This window comes from Acidovorax temperans (assembly GCF_006716905.1).
GTDB classification, from domain to species: Bacteria; Pseudomonadota; Gammaproteobacteria; order Burkholderiales; family Burkholderiaceae_C; genus Acidovorax; species Acidovorax temperans.
Map to the genome: position 1 here is coordinate 322,481 of NZ_VFPV01000002.1, position 16,983 is coordinate 339,463.

Here is a 16,983-nt window from a genome sequence, read left to right on the forward strand (position 1 = left end):
AGGAGCACAGAACATGTCCCAAAGTCTCGCTACCGTCGCCTACCTGGGCGCGGCCATTTTGTTCATCCTGAGCCTGGGTGGGCTTTCCAATCCTGAAACCTCCCGCCGGGGCAATCTGTTCGGCATGGTCGGCATGGCGCTGGCTGTGCTGGCCACCGTGTTTGGCCCACGCGTGAGCCCTGCTGGCGTTGCCTGGATTGTGGGCGCACTGGTCATTGGCGGCGGCATTGGCCTCTATGCGGCCAAGGTCGTCAAGATGACGCAGATGCCCGAGCTGGTTGCGCTCATGCACAGCCTGGTGGGCCTGGCGGCCTGCCTGGTGGGGTTTGCCAGCTATGTCGATACCTCCATCCAGCTGCAGGGCGCGGAAAAGATCATCCACGAGGTGGAGATTTACGTCGGCATCCTGATCGGCGCGGTCACCTTCAGCGGCTCGCTGGTTGCCTTTGGCAAGCTCAACGGCAAGATCGGCGGCAAGCCACTACTGCTGCCCGGCCGCCACTGGCTCAACCTGGTGGCGCTGCTGGTAGTGATCTGGTTTGGCCGTGAGTTCCTGCGCGCGGAGACCATCGAGCAAGGTATGGTGCCGCTGATGGTGATGACGGCGATTGCGCTGCTGTTCGGCATCCACATGGTCATGGCCATTGGCGGGGCCGACATGCCGGTGGTGGTGTCCATGCTCAACAGCTACTCGGGCTGGGCGGCGGCGGCCACGGGCTTCATGCTCAGCAATGACCTGCTCATCGTGACCGGTGCGCTGGTAGGTTCCTCGGGTGCGATCCTGAGCTACATCATGTGCAACGCGATGAACCGCAACTTCATCAGCGTGATTGCCGGGGGCTTTGGCTCCGGTGCTGGCGCGCCCGCCAAGAAGGGAGACGCCACCGAACCGCAGGGCGAAGTGGTGCCCGTGGCCGCCGCCGAGACGGCCGAGCTGCTGCGCGATGCCAAGAGCGTGATCATCGTTCCCGGCTATGGCATGGCGGTGGCCCAGGCGCAGCACACGGTCAACGACATTGTGAAGACCTTGCGCGACAAGGGCGTGCAGGTGCGCTTTGCTATCCACCCGGTGGCGGGCCGCATGCCCGGCCACATGAACGTGCTGCTGGCCGAGGCCAAGGTGCCTTACGACATCGTGATGGAGATGGACGAGATCAACGAGGACTTCCCGGACACCGACGTGGCCATCGTCATCGGCGCCAACGACATCGTGAACCCCGCCGCGCAGGACGACCCCACCAGCCCCATCGCCGGCATGCCGGTGCTGGAGGTGTGGAAGGCCAAGACCTCCATCGTGATGAAGCGCTCGATGGCGTCGGGTTATGCCGGAGTAGACAACCCCTTGTTCTACAAGGAAAACAACCGCATGCTCTTCGGCGATGCCAAGAAAATGCTGGACGAGGTGCTCGCAGCGCTCAAAGCCTGACGGGCATAATCCGATCTCAGGAAAAGCACGGTCGTGCTGAAAATGACTGTGCTGTCCGGGCCCCAGAAAAACTTTTCAGGAGACAAATAAATGACCGACCGCCCCTGGCTGGCTGCTTACCCCCAAGGCGTTCCCGCAGACATTGACCCCACGCAGTACGCCTCTTTGGTCGCGTTGATGGATGAGGCTTTCCGCCAATACGCAGACCGCGTGGCCTACAGCTTCATGGGCAAGGACATCAGCTTTGCGCAGACCGATACGCTCAGCCGTGCGTTTGCCGCCTACCTGCAAGGCCTGGGCCTGGTCAAGGGTGACCGCGTGGCCATCATGATGCCCAACGTGCCCCAGTACCCCGTGGTGGTGGCCGCTGTGCTGCGCGCAGGCTTTGTGGTGGTCAATGTCAACCCGCTGTACACCCCGCGCGAGCTGGAGCACCAGCTCAAGGACTCCGGCTCCAAGGCCATCGTCATCATCGAGAACTTTGCCAGCACGCTGCAAAGCTGCATTGCCAACACGCCTGTCAAGCATGTGGTGCTGTGCGCCATGGGCGACCAGTTGGGTTTCCTCAAGGGCATGCTGGTCAACTACGTGGTGCGCAACGTCAAGAAGCTGGTGCCTGAATACAGCCTGCCCGGCGCCGTGCGCTTCAACGACGCGATTGCCAAGGGCCAGCGCGGCACGTTCAAGCCGGTGGACATCAAGCCCGATGACATCGCGCTGCTGCAATACACCGGTGGCACCACCGGCGTGAGCAAGGGCGCGGTGCTGCTGCACCGCAACGTGATTGCCAACGTGCTGCAGGCCGAGGCCTGGAACGAGCCAGTGATGAAGTCGCTGCCCGCGGGCGAGCAGCCCACCAGCATTTGCGCCCTGCCGCTGTACCACATCTTCGCCTTCACGGTGAACATGATGCTGGGCATGCGCACCGGCGGCAAAGTCATCCTCATCCCCAATCCGCGCGACCTGCCTGCGGTGCTCAAGGAGCTGTCCAAGCACACCTTCCACAGCTTCCCGGCGGTGAACACGCTGTTCAACGGCCTGGCCAACCACCCGGACTTCAACACCGTCAACTGGAAGAACCTGCGGGTTTCGGTGGGCGGTGGCATGGCGGTGCAAGGCGCCGTGGCCAAGCTCTGGCTGGAAAAGACGGGTTGCCCCATCTGCGAAGGCTACGGCCTGTCGGAGACCTCGCCCATCGTCAGCTGCAACCCCGTGACGGCCAAGGAATTCACGGGCACCATCGGTGTGCCGCTGCCCAGCACCTTCATGAAGCTGCTGGACGACGATGGCCGCGAAGTCACCACCCTGGGCCAGTCGGGCGAAATCGCCATCAAGGGCCCGCAGGTCATGGCGGGCTACTGGCAGCGCCCTGACGAAACCGCCAAGGTCATGACCGAGGACGGCTACTTCAAGTCGGGCGACGTGGGCGTGATGGATGCGCGCGGCTACTTCAAGATCGTGGACCGCAAGAAGGACATGGTGCTGGTCAGCGGCTTCAACGTTTACCCCAACGAGGTCGAAGAAGTGGTGGCCGACATGCCTGGCGTGCTGGAATGCGCCGTGGTGGGCGTACCCGACGAAAAGACGGGCGAGGCGGTGAAGCTCGTGATCGTCAAAAAAGACCCCGCCCTCACCGAAGCCCAGGTCAAGGAATACTGCAAGGCCAACCTCACGGGCTACAAGCAGCCCAAGGTGATCGAGTTCCGCACCGAACTGCCCAAGACCCCCGTGGGCAAGATCCTGCGTAGGGAGCTGCGCGACAAGAAGTGACCCGAAGGGGCACTTCTTGCGGCGAAGGCTCATGTTGCGCAGCAACGTGAAGCGCAGCGGCCGAAGCCACAAGCCCCAGCGTGCCTTTTCCACCCGAAGGGGCGCTTCTTGCGGCGAAGGCTCATGTTGCGCAGCAACGTGAAGCGCAGCGGCTCATCGCTTGACAAGAGAAACGGCCCCATCGGGGCAATGCCGCTCAGTTAAGTCTGAGCGGCATTTTTTTGACGGGATACTGGGTCTTGGTCATACGAACCTCACGCGGATACCGCCTGTGGGATCTGCGAGGCGGCAGCACGAAGCGGCGGATGTTCTTTCTCATGGCCGCAAGCTTGGCCGGGATGGCCCCAGGGGTGTGTGATCCTGAACTCCACAGCCACTCATCCACGATGTAGCGCAGCGCCGTGATGAAGCTGATGCGACAGGGCTGCACTTTGGCCTCGTCTGCGATGCGCGTGATCTCCAAGCGGATCAGGTTGTACATCAGCAAGGTTGCCCACAGCTCTTGCTTGACCCCATCGGGTTGCTGGCTGCGCAACGTCATCGCCTGGCCCAGCATGTCCGTCTTCATCTCTCCATAGGCCAGCTCAATCTCCCAGCGTTCGTGGTACAGCGCGAACACCTCCTCGGCCTTGTAGCGTGCCGGATCCATCAGGGACGTGAACAAGGTTCTGGGTTTGCCATCGAGTTCACGGGTGATGGCGCGCACCTCCCACGTGAGCGGCAAGCCGGGGTCTTTCTTGCGAGCTTGGGGCGAGACCTTCATGCGCAAGCTCACATCGCCAGGGCCATGCGTTTGCACCACCTCGCCCCTGAGTCCGGCACGCGCAGGGATCAGCCAGTGACGTCCCTGGCGGTGTTGCAGCGGCCACAGCAGACTTGCCGAGTAAAACCCTTTGTCCACAATCACCAGCGAGTCAGGCGGCAACTTCGGCCACAAGCGTTCAGCCAATGCGTACTCACTGGTGTCGTAGGCATCCAGGCTGGCATCTACCAATAAACGAGCTCTGGCATCGAGCAAGCAGGCCATGCGCACCAGGGGGAAGGGACTTTGGTGGTCTGCGTGGTTGCGCTGGCAACCAAAGTGCTGGCGGTTGTCTTGTGTGTCGGGGGTACGCCAGACCACGCCATCCAATGCGTACAGCGCCAAGCCTTGCCAGCGGTGGCGAGCGGCCTGCTGGTGCGCCCAATGGGCAGCAGTGTGGCGAAACAGCCATTGCAGGGGCTCACTGCCCAGCCGTTGGCGCGCCTGGCTCAGCGCGCTGGAGCTGATGGGTTCATTGTGCTGCCCAGGCAGTGCCAGCTCCAGTACCTCGGCCACGTTCACGATGGAGCGGTCTCTAAGCAAGGCCACACCCAATACCAGCCAAAGTGCCTGCTCCATGGGCAGTCGCCGCTTGCGCAGCGTGGCTACACCCGTCATCTGCAAGGCCTGTTCAATCCACTGCTGGGGTATGTTGCTTTGAACGACACCCCATTGTTCGGGGCTCGCAAACTCATGGGTATCGTTCAGGTACTCTTGCAGCAGCATTGGCTATCGCTTGACCTCTATGGCCAAAGCTCAATTGATCAAGCCTGCACTGTACAAACAACAAAGACCCCGAAGGGCCTTTGCTTAACTTACTGGCATTGCCCCATCGGGGCCGTTTTTCACGGGGACAGCGCCGCAGGTGTCAGAGTGGATGCTGGACAATCCAGCACATGACCACCGCCATCCTCAGCGCCCTTCAAGAAGAACAAAGCTCCCTGCTGCAACACCTGCTGCGACCCCGGCGCACCATGCACGCGGGCCGGGCCTTTTGGCAGGGGGACTGGCATGGGCGCCCGGTGGTGCTGGCCCTGTCGGGCATCGGCAAGGTGGCCGCTGCCACCACGGCCACGGCGCTGGTGGAGCGTTTTGGCGTGGCGCGCATCGTGTTCACCGGCGTGGCCGGGGGCGTGGGCGATGGGGTGCAGGTGGGTGATGTGGTGGTGGCGCACGACTATGTGCAGCATGACATGGACGCATCGCCCCTGTTCCCGCGCTGGGAGCTGCCCGGTTACGCACGCACCCGCCTCAGTTGCGATACCGCGTTGACTGCTATGCTTTTGGAAGCTGCCAGCGCTTATGTACAAAGCGCTGCAGGCCAATTTGACTCCAAACTGGTGGCGGGCCAGCCGCGCGCCCACCGGGGGCTCATTGCCAGTGGCGACCGCTTTGTCAGCGCCGCGCAGGAAGTGCAGGGCCTGCGCACCGCGCTCAGCAGCGCGGGGCACGAGGTGCTGGCGGTAGAGATGGAAGGCGCCGCCGTGGCCCAGGTCTGCCACGACTACAGCCTGCCCTTTGCCGCCATGCGCACCATCTCTGATCGCGCTGACGACTCGGCCCACGTGGACTTCCCGGCGTTTGTGAACACCGTGGCCACCCGGTACGCCGAGCACATCATCCAGGGCTTCTTACAAAAGCTATGAAATTCATAGCTGCTGGCGCTTATCTGGCAAGCGCTGGCGGCCATTTTGATGTGAATGCTTGCGTTCGAAAAAACAGCGGGCGTTGATAAAGGCGCGCCCCAATACCAGCGCCACCGCGGAACCGGCTTTGCCGGGCCGCTGGAGGCGTCCCCCCTTGGGGGCTGAGGAACTGCGGCTCCGAGCCTGCCTGCGCAGGCTTGGACAGTTCCGAAGGGCCGATGCCTCAGGCAGCGGCGCGTAGGCTCGCGCCACAGGGGGGCTTCCTATTTCAACCAGCCGCGCTTGCGGAAGTACCACATGGGGCCCAGCGCACTGGCCACCATCAGCGCCAGCGCGTAGGGGTAGCCCCATTCCTGGGCCAGTTCGGGCATGTACTGGAAGTTCATGCCGTACACGCTGGCGATCAGCGTGGGCGGCAGCAGCGCCACGCTGGCCACCGAGAAGATCTTGATGATCTTGTTCTGGTTGATGTTGATGAAACCGACGGTGGCGTCCATCAGGAAGTTGATCTTTTCAAACAGGAAGGCCGTGTGGTTGTCCAGCGACTCGATGTCGCGCAGGATCTGGCGCGCTTCTTCGAACTGCTCGGCGTTGAGCATCTTGGAGCGCATCATGAAGCTCACCGCGCGGCGCGTGTCCATCACGTTGCGGCGGATGCGGCCGTTCAAGTCTTCCTGGCGGGCAATGGCGGCCAGCACTTCACCTGCGCGGGTGTCGGTCACGTCGCCGGCCAGCACCTGCTTGCTCACGCCTTCAAGCTCATCGTAGATGTTCTCCAGCGTGTCGGCCGAGTATTCCGCATCGGCGTCGAACAGCTTGAGGAGCACTTCCTTGGCGTCTTCGATCAGCCCTGGCGCACGGCGGGCGCGCAGGCGCAGCAGGCGAAACACGGGCACGTCTTCGTCGTGGATGGAAAACAGCACGCCCCGGCTCTTGAGGTTGGCGTTGTGCTGGTTCAGGATGAAGGCCACGCGCACCGAGCGGGGGTCTTCGTCGTCGTCGATCAAGAAGTCGCTGCGGATGTGCAGCTCGCCGTTGTCTTCCTCGTAGAAGCGGGCGGATTCCTCAATGTCGTCGTCCATCGCATCTTCAGGGATGGACAGGCCGTAGTGCTGCTTGATCCAGCGCTTTTCTTCGAGGGTGGGGGATTCCAGATCCACCCAGATCGGCTGGAACTTGGTCAGCTCTTCCAGCGATTCGATTTCTTCCTGGAACAGCCGGCCATTGGCGAGCGTGAAGATGTTGAGCATAGGCTCACTCCCTTGTTTGGTGGCATCTGCGGTGTGGGGGGCTCGGGTTGCTTTCAACCCCACATGGCGTGCCAGGGGAGCTGAAAGCTACCGACTCGGGTAGGTTTCCAAAACGCTGTCTCCGTTTGTCGATCAATAGCCGCCGATTATGGCACCGCACGCAGCGGCGCAAGGCCTGGCGGGCGCGGTTGCGCCCCGTGTGCGTGGCGGGGTCTGAGGGGTTTCAGGCCGCCAGCACCAGCCTGGCCGTCAGCCAGAGCACGGCCAGGGCCAGCACCGCGGTGGTGGTTTGCCAGAACACCACGGGGTTGCGTTCAATCAGCGGCACAGCCCGCCGGTGCTGCAGGCCGTGGCTGGGGAAGTGCAGGTCGTGCATGAACTCCGACACCGCCTCTTGCCGTTTGGCGGGGTCGGGGTGCAGGGCTTTTTGCAGCACCACATCCAGCCAGTCGGGCAGGTCAGGGCGCAGGTGGCGCACGGGCACGTAGCGCAGTTTGCGGGTGTCTGCCGGGCTGCGCAGGCGGGTGACTTGCAGGCCATAAGGCAACTGGCCGGTGAGCATCTGGTACACCAGCACCGCCAGCGAGAAGAGGTCAGAGCGTGCGCTGCTGCCTTGCCCCGTGAAGTATTCGGGGGCGGTGTATTGCAGCGTGCCCTGGATGGCCGGGGGCTGGCGGGAGTCGGTCAGGCCTTCTGTGAGCCCGGCCACATGGGTGGCGCCAAAGTCGATGATCTTGGCAGTGCCGCTGCGGTCCATCATGATGTTTTCGGGCCGCAGGTCCTGGTGCAGCATTTCCTTGCTGTGAAAGGCCTGCAAGCCCTTGGCGATTTGCGCCGCCAGGCTGCGCACGCTGTCCAGGTCGGGCGCGGGGTGGTCCATCATCCATCGGGCCAGGGTCTGGCCCTCGATGTATTCCATGGCGACGTACAGGTGCGTGCGCGGGCGCTGCGTGGCGTAGGGCCTGAGCACATGCGGGTTGTGCAGCCGCTGTGCCACCCACTCCTCCAGCACGAAGCGCTCCAGGTAGGCGGTGTCATCGCGCAGCGCTACAGACGGCAGCTTCAGCACCAGGGGCTGGCCGGTCTGCTCGTCCACGGCCAGGTGCACATGGCTGCGGTCGCTGACATGCAGCTCACGCACCACCCGAAAGCCCTCAAATGACATGCGCTCGGTGAGGACAGGGGGCAGGGCCAATTCCTGGCGCAGGCCCAGCAGCGGCTGGGCCTGGGGCAAGCCGTCAATGCGCAGCAGCTGCACCGTGATGTCGTCCTCGGAGCCGCGTGCCTGGGCGATGTCCACCAGGGCTTGTGCGGCAGCGTCCAGATCGTCCGGAAACTGCTGCACGGAGCTGTGTGCGCTGGCTGCGTCCAGGTGGGTGTAGGCCCCATCGGTGGCCAGCAGGTACAGATCGCCCGCCTCGGCCTCCAGGCAGCGGTAGTCGATCTCGATGTGCGGGCCGGTGCCCAGCGCCCGCCCCAGGTACGACTCCACCGACGACAGGTGGACGCGGTGGTCTTCGGTGATTTGCTCCCACGCCGTGCCTTGCAGCCGGTAGATGCGCGCATCGCCCACATGCAGCACATGCACCTCGCGGCCTTTGACGACCAGGGCACTGAAGGTGCAGACGTAGCCCCGGTCCTTGTCAAAGCGCGCGTGGCTGCGCATGGTTTGCGCATGCAGCCATGCATTGGTCGCACCCAGCACCCGTTGGGCGGAGCGGCGCACCGACCACGCATCGCTGGTGGCGTAATAGTCTTCCAGAAAGCTGCGCACCGCAGCCGCGCTGGCCTCCTGGCTGACCGGGCTGGAGCCAATGCCATCGGCCAACGCCACCGCAATGCCCTTGCGGCTGCGCAGGGGCTCGTGGGGCAGCATAGCGCCATGGAAGTCCTGGTTGACGCCATGCACCCCGCCGCGCGAGTGCTGGCCCAGCGTCACGCGCAGCGTCTGTGTCATGGTGCGTTGGGGGGATCAAGGTGCGGTCAGGGTGACTGGGGGCAAAGCGCGCTGGGCTTGGGCTTGCCAGGCCCTGCGCGCCGTGCAGTGGTCAGGACACCTTGCGCTTGGGGGCGGTTTTGTAGTGCGTCGAATACAGGGTGGCACCCACAAACGTCAGGCCGCCCACCAGGTTGCCCAGCACCGTGGGCAGTTCATTCCAGATCAGGTAGTCCATCAGCGTGAAGTTGCCGCCCAGCATGAGGCCTGTGGGGAACAGGAACATGTTGACGATGGAATGTTCGAAGCCCATGTAGAAAAAGACCATCACCGGCATCCACATGCCGATGGCCTTCCCCGAGACCGTGGTGGACATCATGGCCGCGACCACGCCGGTGGACACCATCCAGTTGCACATCACCGCGCGAACAAACAGCGTGAGCATGCCTGCGGCGCCATGTGCGGAATAGCCCAGGGTGCGCCCTTCGCCGATGTGGCCCAGCTTTTCACCCACGGCACCGGGTGCCTCGCTGAAGCCGAAGGTGAGGATGATGGCCATGAACACGGCCACCGTGAGGGCGCCCGCAAAATTGCCGCAGAACACCAGGCCCCAGTTGCGCATCACGCCGCCCCAGGTGGCGCCAGGGCGCTTGTCCATCACTGCCAGCGGGGCCAGGGTGAACACGCCGGTGAGCAGGTCAAAACCCATCAGGTACAGCATGATGAAACCCACCGGGAACAGCATGGCCCCGATGAGGGGGTTGCCCGTGTTGACGGTGACGGTGACGGCAAAGGCGGCGGCCAGCGCCAGAATGGCGCCCGCCATGTACGAGCGGATCAGCGTGTCGCGGGTGGACATCAGCAACTTGGATTCACCAGAATCCACCATCTTGGTGACGAACTCGGCAGGGTTGAGGTAGGCCATTTGACTTCCTTGGGACGGGGTACGGGCGGAACCACCTCAGGCAAGGCTCTGGGTGGCGCGTGAAAGAACGCGGTGCGCTGTAGGGACGCCGTTATCCCCGGGTGCACGCTTGCGTGGCTTGCGGAAGGTTCCGCGGTGAAGTTCGTGCCGCCATCAGCCCGGACTGTTCTGTGCATTCGCAATTTCCATGCCGTCCTGCGCGGGCGTTATGGCTGCGGCGCCGCACGGCGAGGTTTCACTGCAGGGCTCGCGCACCTGGTGCGGGCGTAGCAAAGGCCAGGTCGGGCAGTGCCAGCGTGGCCTCAGCCACTTCCAGCAGGCGGCGGTTCTGGTCCATGGATGTTTTTTGCAGGGCGCGGAAGGCCACGTCTTCCGTCATGCCCAGCCGGGCCATCAGCACCCCTTTGGCGCGCTCGATGATCTTGCGCTCGTTCAAGGTGCGGCGGGTGGCTTCGAGTTCGGCCTCCATCTGGGCCATGCGCTGCGATTGCGTGCGCAGCAGCTCCCGCAGCGGGGTGGGCTCAGCGCTGGTCGGCGGGTGGTCTGCCTGTGCGGGCGGGGTAGGGTGCGTGCTGCCTGTTTCAAAAAAACGATCCACCGCGTGCGTGCGCTGCGGCGGGTTTTCGCGCAGAAGGCGCAGCAGGTTGCGAGAGTCCTGCAGGTCCTGCTGCGCATGTGCGATGCGCGCGTCGCACTCCTCGCGCAGGCGCTGGACCAGATCCCCTTGCAGCTGCCACAGCCCGTCCATGCGCTCGGAGCAGGCACCGAACCAGGTGTTGCTGAGGTCGCTGTCGAGCGCTGTGCCGGGGCGAGCCACGCACAGCGCGCGCCGCAGGCGCTCCAGTGTGGCCATGCAGGGGGCCAGTTGCAGCTCATCCCAGCGGGCGCGCAGGGCGGGTTCCGCAAAATCACCAAACACGCGCAGGCTCCGCTCCTGTGCATCAATCAAGTGCAGCAGGCGTTGCTGGTGGGCTTCCTGGCAGTGGCCCGATGCGTACAGCAAGGCGCCCAGGGCCCGTTCTTGGCCTGCCTCTTCCGTGGCCTGCACGGCGTGCAGCAAGGCCACCAGCAGGCGCGACACACTAGGCACGCCTGCGGTGTCGGCCATGTGGAACACCAGCTCCACCAAACCGGCGATCAGGTGGCTGTAGGCCGCCACGGCATCGAGCGCACTCATGGCCTGCCGGTCAATCTGCAAGCGCAAGGCAGGCAGAGATTCCAGCCCGAGCAGTGCCCAGGCCATGAGCGACAGCGTCTGGGCTGAGGTGCCCTGCGCCGGATCCATCTGCGCGCTGAACACCTGCCGCAGTTTTTCCTCGTGCAGCAGGGCTTCGTTGACTGCCTGGTGGCGCACCTCGGCAAACCGCTGGGTTTGCGAGGCCAGGTAAATGCACGACGCCCCGCGTTCGCGTTGCAGGCGCTGCACCAGCTGCCCGATCACGTCCACCCACTCTGCCTTGTGTGCCAGGTGGCGCAGGGCGTCGATTTCCTGCTGCTTGGAGCGCAGCACCAGGTTGGCGACAGACAGGGTGGGGGGCGTATCGGGCATGGGCGGTTCCTCGATCCTTTTCGAAAGGGCTGGGTGGTGCGGCGTTCAGGCCACCGCCACGCGAATGCGGCCTTGCGCGGCCTGCACCGGGTGCGTGCGAACCGAGTGCTCCGGCTGCTCCAGGCATTCGCCGGTCTGCAGGTCAAAGTGGTTCTTGTAGAGGGGCGATGCCACCACCACGCGGTCGCCCAGGTTGCCCACCAGCCCGCGCGACAACACGCTGGCACCCGACTTGGGGTCCACGTTGTCAATCGCGAACCAGCGGTCAGCGCCCGTGCGGAACACGGCCACATGGCGGCTGCCCACGAGCGCGCACACGCCGGTGTTGGGGAGGATGTCTTCGACCGCGCAGACGTCGGTCCAGTGCAAAAGTGCTTCGGTCATTGGGGGCCTTCTTGAAACGATGGGGAACAAGCCACGTCAGGCCACGCGCCGCAGGGTCAGGGTGGGGCGTGGGGCTGGCGTGCGCTCTTGCGTGCTGGCCGGGCGGATCTGGCCGCGCTCTTGCACGAACACCACGTTCTCGTCGGGCTGGTCGCTGTTGACGAAGGTGCGAAAGCGCTTGCGTGTCTCGGGGTCGGTCACCGCGGTTTTCCATTCGCACTGGTAGGTGTCCACCACTTGCTGCATCTGCGACTCCAGCTCGGCGCACAAGCCCAGGCTGTCTTTTTGCAGCACGTCCTTGAGGTAGTCCAGGCCACCTTCGAGGTTCTCGCGCCAGGTGCTGGTGCGCTGCAGCCGGTCGGCGGTGCGCACGTAGAACATCAGCACCCGGTCGATCATGCGCACCAGGTCTTGCTTCGAGAGGTCCGATGCGAACAGTTCGGCATGGCGCGGCTTCATGCCGCCGTTGCCGCAGATGTAGAGGTTCCAGCCTTTTTCGGTGGCAATGACGCCGATGTCCTTGCCCTGCGCCTCGGCGCATTCGCGGGTGCAGCCCGACACACCAAACTTGATCTTGTGCGGCGCGCGCAGGCCCTTGTAGCGGTTCTCCAGCTCCACGGCCAGGCCCACGCTGTCCTGCACGCCGTAGCGGCACCACGTGGAGCCCACACAGCTCTTCACCGTGCGCAGCGATTTGCCATACGCGTGGCCGGACTCGAATCCGGCGGCGATCAGCTCTTCCCAGATCAGCGGCAACTGTTCCACCCGTGCGCCAAACATGTCCACGCGCGCACCGCCCGTGACCTTGGTGTACAGCCCGTATTTCTTGGCCACCTGGCCCACAGCGATCAGCCCGTCGGGTGTGACTTCGCCGCCGGGCATGCGTGGCACCACGGAATAGGTGCCGTCCTTCTGGATGTTGCCCAGGTAGTAGTCGTTGCTGTCCTGCAGGCTGGCCAGTTCCTTCTTGAGCACAAACTCGTTCCAGCACGACGCGAACACGCTGGCCGCCACGGGCTTGCAGATGTCGCAGCCCATGCCTTTGCCGTGGCGGGCCAGCAGGTCGTCGAAGGTCTTGATCTGTCCCACGCGCACCAGGTGGTAGATCTCCTGGCGCGAGTACGCGAAGTGCTCGCAGAGGTGGTTGTTCACCGCCAGGCCCCGGCGTGCCATCTCGGCCTTCATGACCTGGGTGACCAGGGGCACGCAGCCGCCGCAGGTGGCGCCCGCCTTGGTGCAGGCCTTGATGTCCGCAATGGTGCATGCGCCGTTGCCCACGGCTTCGCAGAGGTTGCCCTTGGTGACGTTGTTGCATGAGCAGATCTGCGCCGTGTCGGGCAGCGCATCCACGCCCAGGCCGGGCTTGGCCTTGCCCTCGCTGGACGGGAAGATCAGGAACTCGGGGTCTTCAGGCAGGGTGATGCCGTTGAGCGCCATCTGCAGCAGCGTGCCGTATTCAGCCGCATCGCCAATCAACACTGCGCCCAGCAATTGCTTGCCGTCTTCGCTGATGACGATCTTCTTGTAGACCTGGCGGCGTTCGTCCACGTACTGGCAGCTTCGGCTGTGGGGCGTCTTGCCATGGGCGTCGCCAATGCTGGCCACATCCACGCCCATGAGCTTGAGCTTGGTGCTCATGTCCGCGCCCACAAAGGCTGCAGCGGCATCGCCTGCAATGTGGCGTGCCGCCACGCGGGCCATGTCGTAGCCGGGGGCTACCAGGCCGAAGGTCTGTTCGTTCCACGAGGCGCACTCGCCAATGGCGTACACATCGTGGTCGCTGGTGCGGCAGGCGCTGTCGATGGCGATGCCCCCGCGCGGCCCAATGGCCAGCAGGCATTGCCGCGCCAGCTCGTCGCGCGGCCGAATGCCGGCCGAGAAGACCACCATGTCGGCCTCCAGATGCGACCCATCGGCAAACACCATGCGGTGGCGGGCGCGGGCGCCATCGGTGATCTGCTGCGTGTTGCGGCCCGTGTGCACCTGCACGCCCAGGCGCTCGATCTGGGCCTGCAGCACCCGGCCGCCGCCTTCGTCCACCTGCACCGCCATCAGGCGGGGGGCGAACTCCACCACATGGGTTTCCAGGCCCATGTCGCGCAGGGCCTTGGCGCATTCCAGCCCCAGCAGGCCGCCGCCAATCACCACGCCCGAACGGGCCCTGGCCCCCGCCGCCTGCATGGCTTCCAGGTCTTCGATGGTGCGGTACACAAAGCAGTGCGGGCGGTCGCGCCCCGGCACCTGGGGCACGAAGGGGTTGGAGCCTGTGGCCAGCACGAGTTTGTCGTACGGCACGACTTCGCCATCGTGCGTGGTGACGGTATTGGTGCGCCGGTCAATGCTGGCGGCGCGCGTGGCCAGCCGCAGCGAAAAGCCCGTGCGCTCGAAAAAGCCGGGTTCCACCAGCGACAGCTCGGCGGCAGACTTGCCGCTGAAGAATTCGGAGAGGTGAACGCGGTCGTACGCGGGGCGGGGTTCTTCGCACAGCACCGTGACTTCCACGCCGGTGATACCGGTCTCGGCCAGGCTCTCCAGAAACTTGTGGCCCACCATTCCGTGGCCAATGAGAACAATCTTCATGCTTGCAATCCTGCGATGGCCCGGTTCACCGGTGGGGCGGATTGCAGTGCACCGGCCAGGGGTGACTGGCAAGGGGTGCAATACATCCTCCGCTGGCGTGCGGGCTTGTTGTGGAACAACCGGTACGCTGGGCATGGACCCAGCCTTGGGGGTTCCGCCATCGTTAGCGGAGGTCACGGGTCGCCGCAGGCGGCATCACCTGCGTCAGTCAGGTAGGTGGCAATATCCGTGCCCGCTTTGGCTGCGGGCAGGTGCCTCGCTTCCGCAGGCTCAGGCGGTATGTGGTTGCCAAGGCGGTGCGTCGCAGCCCCGGATTGGTGCGGGAGCACCAGCCTTGGAGCAGATGGCGCACCTTTGGGGATGGCCAAGCGATCAGCCGCAAGGGCAATTGGCCCCGCGCCTCAGCGGGCGCGGTTTAGCCCGAGTTGGCAGTGCTGCCCTCTGCCTTGCGCACCAGCGCCAGTGCACGGCACAGGTCGGCCCAGGTGGCTGCTTTGGCGTCTTGCGACCGCAGCAGGAAGGCCGGGTCGTAGGTGACCACGGCCGGGCGCCCGGCCACGGTGTGCGGCACGGCGCGCAGCCTGCCCAGGGGCTCGGTGCGGCCCAGGGCGGCGCGGGCGGCTACATGCCCCAGCACCAGCACCAGTGCGGGCTGCAGGGTGGTCACCACCTCGGCCAGCGCTGCGGCCACGTCGGCTGGCGCAGCGGCCCCTTCGGCCGTGCGGGCGCCGGGGGCGGGGCGTTCCAGCGCTGCCACGAACACGCGGGGGTGGCGGTGCAGCTGCATGGCGCGCAGCATGTTGTCCAGCAGCTTGCCCGCATCACCCCCCAGAGGGTCGGCGGCCGCAATGCCTTCGGTCACGATGAGCCAGCCAGCGCCCAGCCCTGGCGGCGTTTGTGCCGGATCCGCCGTCGGGTACAGCAACTGCGGTGCGTGCAGGCGCAGCGCAGGGGCTGCGCCTGGTGCGCCCAGACCCGCATGAGCGGCTGGCGCCGCCGGTGCGGGCGCGGTGGGTGCCCTGGCGGCAGGTACCGGGCTAGGCTGGGCCATGGCGGGTGCGGCTGGCAGGGGCGCGGTGGCGGGTAAGGGCACTGCTGCCGCAGCAGGCGGCGGGGCGGCTGGGGCCTGGGGGGCAGCGGTTTCGGCACGGGTCCAGACGGTCACGCCCATCTCTTGCAGCATGGCGCGCTGGCGCGCATCAAGGTTCAGGCTCATGGCGATGGGCTCACAACAGGGTCTGGCCAGACGGGGGTGAATGGAGTAGCGGAGTTCATCACAGCGGCAGGCTCATGACCACGGCATCTTCACGTTGCCCGTGGGCGGCCGGGTAGTAGCGTTTGCGTTCCCCCACGCGGCGGAAGCCATGGGCCTCATACACCTGCTGGGCGCGCAGGTTGCTGGCGCGCACTTCCAGCCACAGCCACTGCGCCCCGCGTCCGCGTGCCCACAGGGCCAGGGCGTCCAGCAGCACCCGTGCCCAGCCCTGGCGCTGGTAGGCGGGGGCGACGGTGATGTTGAGCAGGTGTGCTTCTTCCACCCCCAGCATCGCCACAAAGTAACCCAGCAGGTGGTCGCCCGCCATGAGCAGCTGGCATTCGTAGCCTGCGGTCAGGGCGTCGGTGAAGTTGCCGCGCGTCCAGGGGTGGGAATAGGCGCTGAATTCCACGTCCAGCAGCGCATCGAGGTATTCGGGCGTGAGCTTCTCAAAGCGCACCTCCAGCGCGTTTTCCGCTGCGGGGGCGGCAGACGATCGCACGGCGCTCATGGTGCGGTGGTGCCTGCAGCGGCCTGGGCGCGCAGGGCTTCGCGCTCGGCAGTGGTTTGTGCCACCTTGTCACGGATGTAGCGCGGCAGCGCCTCGCTGGCGGGCACGGCGGCGCCGGCAGCCAGCAGGGCCGGGGCCAGGCGCAGCAGGGCGGTGGCGGTGGGCAGGGCTGGCACATGGCGGGCCTGGGGCAGCAGGCGCTCGCCGTAGGCGGCGTGTGCGTTGCCAGCCACGGTCCACAGGGCTGCATCGGCCAGCGTCAGCGCTTCGGGGGCGCACAGGCCAAAGTCGGCATCGGTGCTCCATTGCCGGGTGGCCTCTTGCCAGGTGCACTGGGCGCTGTAGACCTCGTTCATGCGTGCATCCAGCACCGCCAGCACCTGGGTGCAGCCGTGCTGGTGGCGTGCTTCTTCGGCCACGGCCAGCAGGGTGTCCACCGGCACCACGGGCGTGCCCTGGCCGTTGCGGGCACCAAACGCCAGGCCCTGCGCCACCGCACAGGCCGTGCGCAGCCCGGTGAAGGAGCCGGGCCCCCGGCCGAAGACGATGGCGTCGAGCGTGTCAAAGCCCAGCCCTGCCTCGGCCAGCAGCCGCTGAATGGCCGGGATCAACGCCGCAGAAGCCTGCGCGCCCCCGGCGCCCGTGTGCTGCCACACCGCATCGCCGCGCTGCACGGCGATGGAAAGGGTGTCGGTGCTGGTATCAAAAGCAAGCAGGTTCATGGGCCTAGGGTTCACGGACGGGGCTGCGCTGCTGGCGCGCGGGTGGGGCAGAAATGCCCAAAGGGCAATTATCGGTGGTTGCGGTGATGGGGCGGGTGGCACGGCGTCGCAGGGGCGAGGCGCCTGCTTTTTTCATGGAGCGTGGGCAGAGATTCCCTAGACTCTCCGGTATGTGGAATTTTTCTGTCTCGGGGTTTTTTGCCGCCTTCGCACCAATGGCTCTTTTG

At 65.2% G+C, this 16,983-nt stretch carries 13 protein-coding genes; 3 read left to right on the top strand and 10 right to left on the bottom strand.

The genetic code is table 11. The annotated features are described in order from the left end of the window. Nucleotides 1-13: 13 nt before the first annotated feature. Together pntB and BDD18_RS09585 are read left to right on the top strand one after the other, a co-directional pair. Entirely contained in the window at nt 14-1,426 is a 1,413-nt protein-coding gene (gene pntB / locus BDD18_RS09580) for a Re/Si-specific NAD(P)(+) transhydrogenase subunit beta (RefSeq protein ID WP_142082934.1), read from the top strand. 90 nt (nt 1,427-1,516) lie between these two features. Continuing rightward, complete coding sequence (locus BDD18_RS09585) at nt 1,517-3,196, top strand: long-chain-fatty-acid--CoA ligase (protein ID WP_142082936.1); 1,680 nt, start codon at nt 1,517-1,519, stop codon at nt 3,194-3,196. A gap of 196 nt (nt 3,197-3,392) precedes the next feature. On the opposite strand, the gene BDD18_RS09590 is transcribed toward BDD18_RS09585, so the two are convergent. Next, nucleotides 3,393-4,724, bottom strand: a complete 1,332-nt coding sequence (locus BDD18_RS09590; RefSeq protein WP_125958944.1) for an IS4 family transposase — start codon at nt 4,722-4,724, stop codon at nt 3,393-3,395. 170 nt (nt 4,725-4,894) lie between these two features. Here BDD18_RS09590 and BDD18_RS09595 point away from each other — a divergent pair, with 170 nt between their 5' ends. Next, nucleotides 4,895-5,644, top strand: a complete 750-nt coding sequence (locus tag BDD18_RS09595; RefSeq protein WP_142082937.1) for a 5'-methylthioadenosine/adenosylhomocysteine nucleosidase — start codon at nt 4,895-4,897, stop codon at nt 5,642-5,644. Between the two features lie 263 nt (nt 5,645-5,907). On the opposite strand, the gene corA is transcribed toward BDD18_RS09595, so the two are convergent. From corA to tsaB, 9 genes are all read right to left on the bottom strand, one after another. Then, nucleotides 5,908-6,894, bottom strand: coding sequence for a magnesium/cobalt transporter CorA (gene corA, locus BDD18_RS09600; RefSeq protein WP_044399042.1), 987 nt, complete (start codon nt 6,892-6,894; stop codon nt 5,908-5,910). A gap of 223 nt (nt 6,895-7,117) precedes the next feature. Next, nucleotides 7,118-8,851 (bottom strand): bifunctional protein-serine/threonine kinase/phosphatase, encoded by a 1,734-nt coding sequence (locus BDD18_RS09605; RefSeq protein ID WP_142082939.1) that lies wholly within the window; start codon nt 8,849-8,851, stop codon nt 7,118-7,120. 91 nt (nt 8,852-8,942) lie between these two features. Then, complete coding sequence (locus BDD18_RS09610) at nt 8,943-9,755, bottom strand: formate/nitrite transporter family protein (protein ID WP_044399044.1); 813 nt, start codon at nt 9,753-9,755, stop codon at nt 8,943-8,945. Between the two features lie 235 nt (nt 9,756-9,990). Further along, nucleotides 9,991-11,304 carry a nitrate- and nitrite sensing domain-containing protein gene (locus BDD18_RS09615; RefSeq protein WP_142082940.1) on the bottom strand — a complete coding sequence of 438 codons (1,314 nt, stop codon included), beginning with the start codon at nt 11,302-11,304 and terminating at the stop codon, nt 9,991-9,993. 45 nt (nt 11,305-11,349) lie between these two features. Beyond that, nucleotides 11,350-11,688, bottom strand: a complete 339-nt coding sequence (nirD, locus tag BDD18_RS09620) for a nitrite reductase small subunit NirD (RefSeq protein ID WP_142082942.1) — start codon at nt 11,686-11,688, stop codon at nt 11,350-11,352. A 36-nt stretch (nt 11,689-11,724) separates the two neighbouring features. Further along, complete coding sequence (gene nirB, locus BDD18_RS09625; protein ID WP_142082944.1) at nt 11,725-14,268, bottom strand: nitrite reductase large subunit NirB; 2,544 nt, start codon at nt 14,266-14,268, stop codon at nt 11,725-11,727. 415 nt (nt 14,269-14,683) lie between these two features. Then, the gene (locus tag BDD18_RS09630) at nt 14,684-15,484 is read right to left on the bottom strand and encodes a uracil-DNA glycosylase family protein (protein ID WP_142082946.1); all 801 of its coding nucleotides are present in this window, start codon (nt 15,482-15,484) and stop codon (nt 14,684-14,686) included. Between the two features lie 58 nt (nt 15,485-15,542). After that, entirely contained in the window at nt 15,543-16,034 is a 492-nt protein-coding gene (rimI, locus tag BDD18_RS09635) for a ribosomal protein S18-alanine N-acetyltransferase (RefSeq protein ID WP_066696282.1), read from the bottom strand. Further along, nucleotides 16,031-16,756, bottom strand: coding sequence for a tRNA (adenosine(37)-N6)-threonylcarbamoyltransferase complex dimerization subunit type 1 TsaB (tsaB, locus tag BDD18_RS09640; RefSeq protein WP_066696280.1), 726 nt, complete (start codon nt 16,754-16,756; stop codon nt 16,031-16,033). The genes rimI and tsaB overlap by 4 nt, the downstream gene beginning before the upstream one ends. Between the last annotated feature and the right edge of the window lie 227 nt (nt 16,757-16,983).

What these genes read in the sequence shown, in the direction of transcription:
- BDD18_RS09610 (WP_044399044.1), bottom strand. Translation starts at nt 9,755, where the DNA reads ATGGCCTACCTCAACCCTGCCGAGTTCGTCACCAAGATGGTGGATTCT.
- BDD18_RS09585 (WP_142082936.1), top strand. Translation starts at nt 1,517, where the DNA reads ATGACCGACCGCCCCTGGCTGGCTGCTTACCCCCAAGGCGTTCCCGCA.
- BDD18_RS09590 (WP_125958944.1), bottom strand. Translation starts at nt 4,724, where the DNA reads ATGCTGCTGCAAGAGTACCTGAACGATACCCATGAGTTTGCGAGCCCC.
- BDD18_RS09605 (WP_142082939.1), bottom strand. Translation starts at nt 8,851, where the DNA reads ATGACACAGACGCTGCGCGTGACGCTGGGCCAGCACTCGCGCGGCGGG.
- corA (WP_044399042.1), bottom strand. Translation starts at nt 6,894, where the DNA reads ATGCTCAACATCTTCACGCTCGCCAATGGCCGGCTGTTCCAGGAAGAA.
- tsaB (WP_066696280.1), bottom strand. Translation starts at nt 16,756, where the DNA reads ATGAACCTGCTTGCTTTTGATACCAGCACCGACACCCTTTCCATCGCC.
- BDD18_RS09595 (WP_142082937.1), top strand. Translation starts at nt 4,895, where the DNA reads ATGACCACCGCCATCCTCAGCGCCCTTCAAGAAGAACAAAGCTCCCTG.
- BDD18_RS09615 (WP_142082940.1), bottom strand. Translation starts at nt 11,304, where the DNA reads ATGCCCGATACGCCCCCCACCCTGTCTGTCGCCAACCTGGTGCTGCGC.
- nirD (WP_142082942.1), bottom strand. Translation starts at nt 11,688, where the DNA reads ATGACCGAAGCACTTTTGCACTGGACCGACGTCTGCGCGGTCGAAGAC.
- pntB (WP_142082934.1), top strand. Translation starts at nt 14, where the DNA reads ATGTCCCAAAGTCTCGCTACCGTCGCCTACCTGGGCGCGGCCATTTTG.
- nirB (WP_142082944.1), bottom strand. Translation starts at nt 14,268, where the DNA reads ATGAAGATTGTTCTCATTGGCCACGGAATGGTGGGCCACAAGTTTCTG.
- BDD18_RS09630 (WP_142082946.1), bottom strand. Translation starts at nt 15,484, where the DNA reads ATGAGCCTGAACCTTGATGCGCGCCAGCGCGCCATGCTGCAAGAGATG.
- rimI (WP_066696282.1), bottom strand. Translation starts at nt 16,034, where the DNA reads ATGAGCGCCGTGCGATCGTCTGCCGCCCCCGCAGCGGAAAACGCGCTG.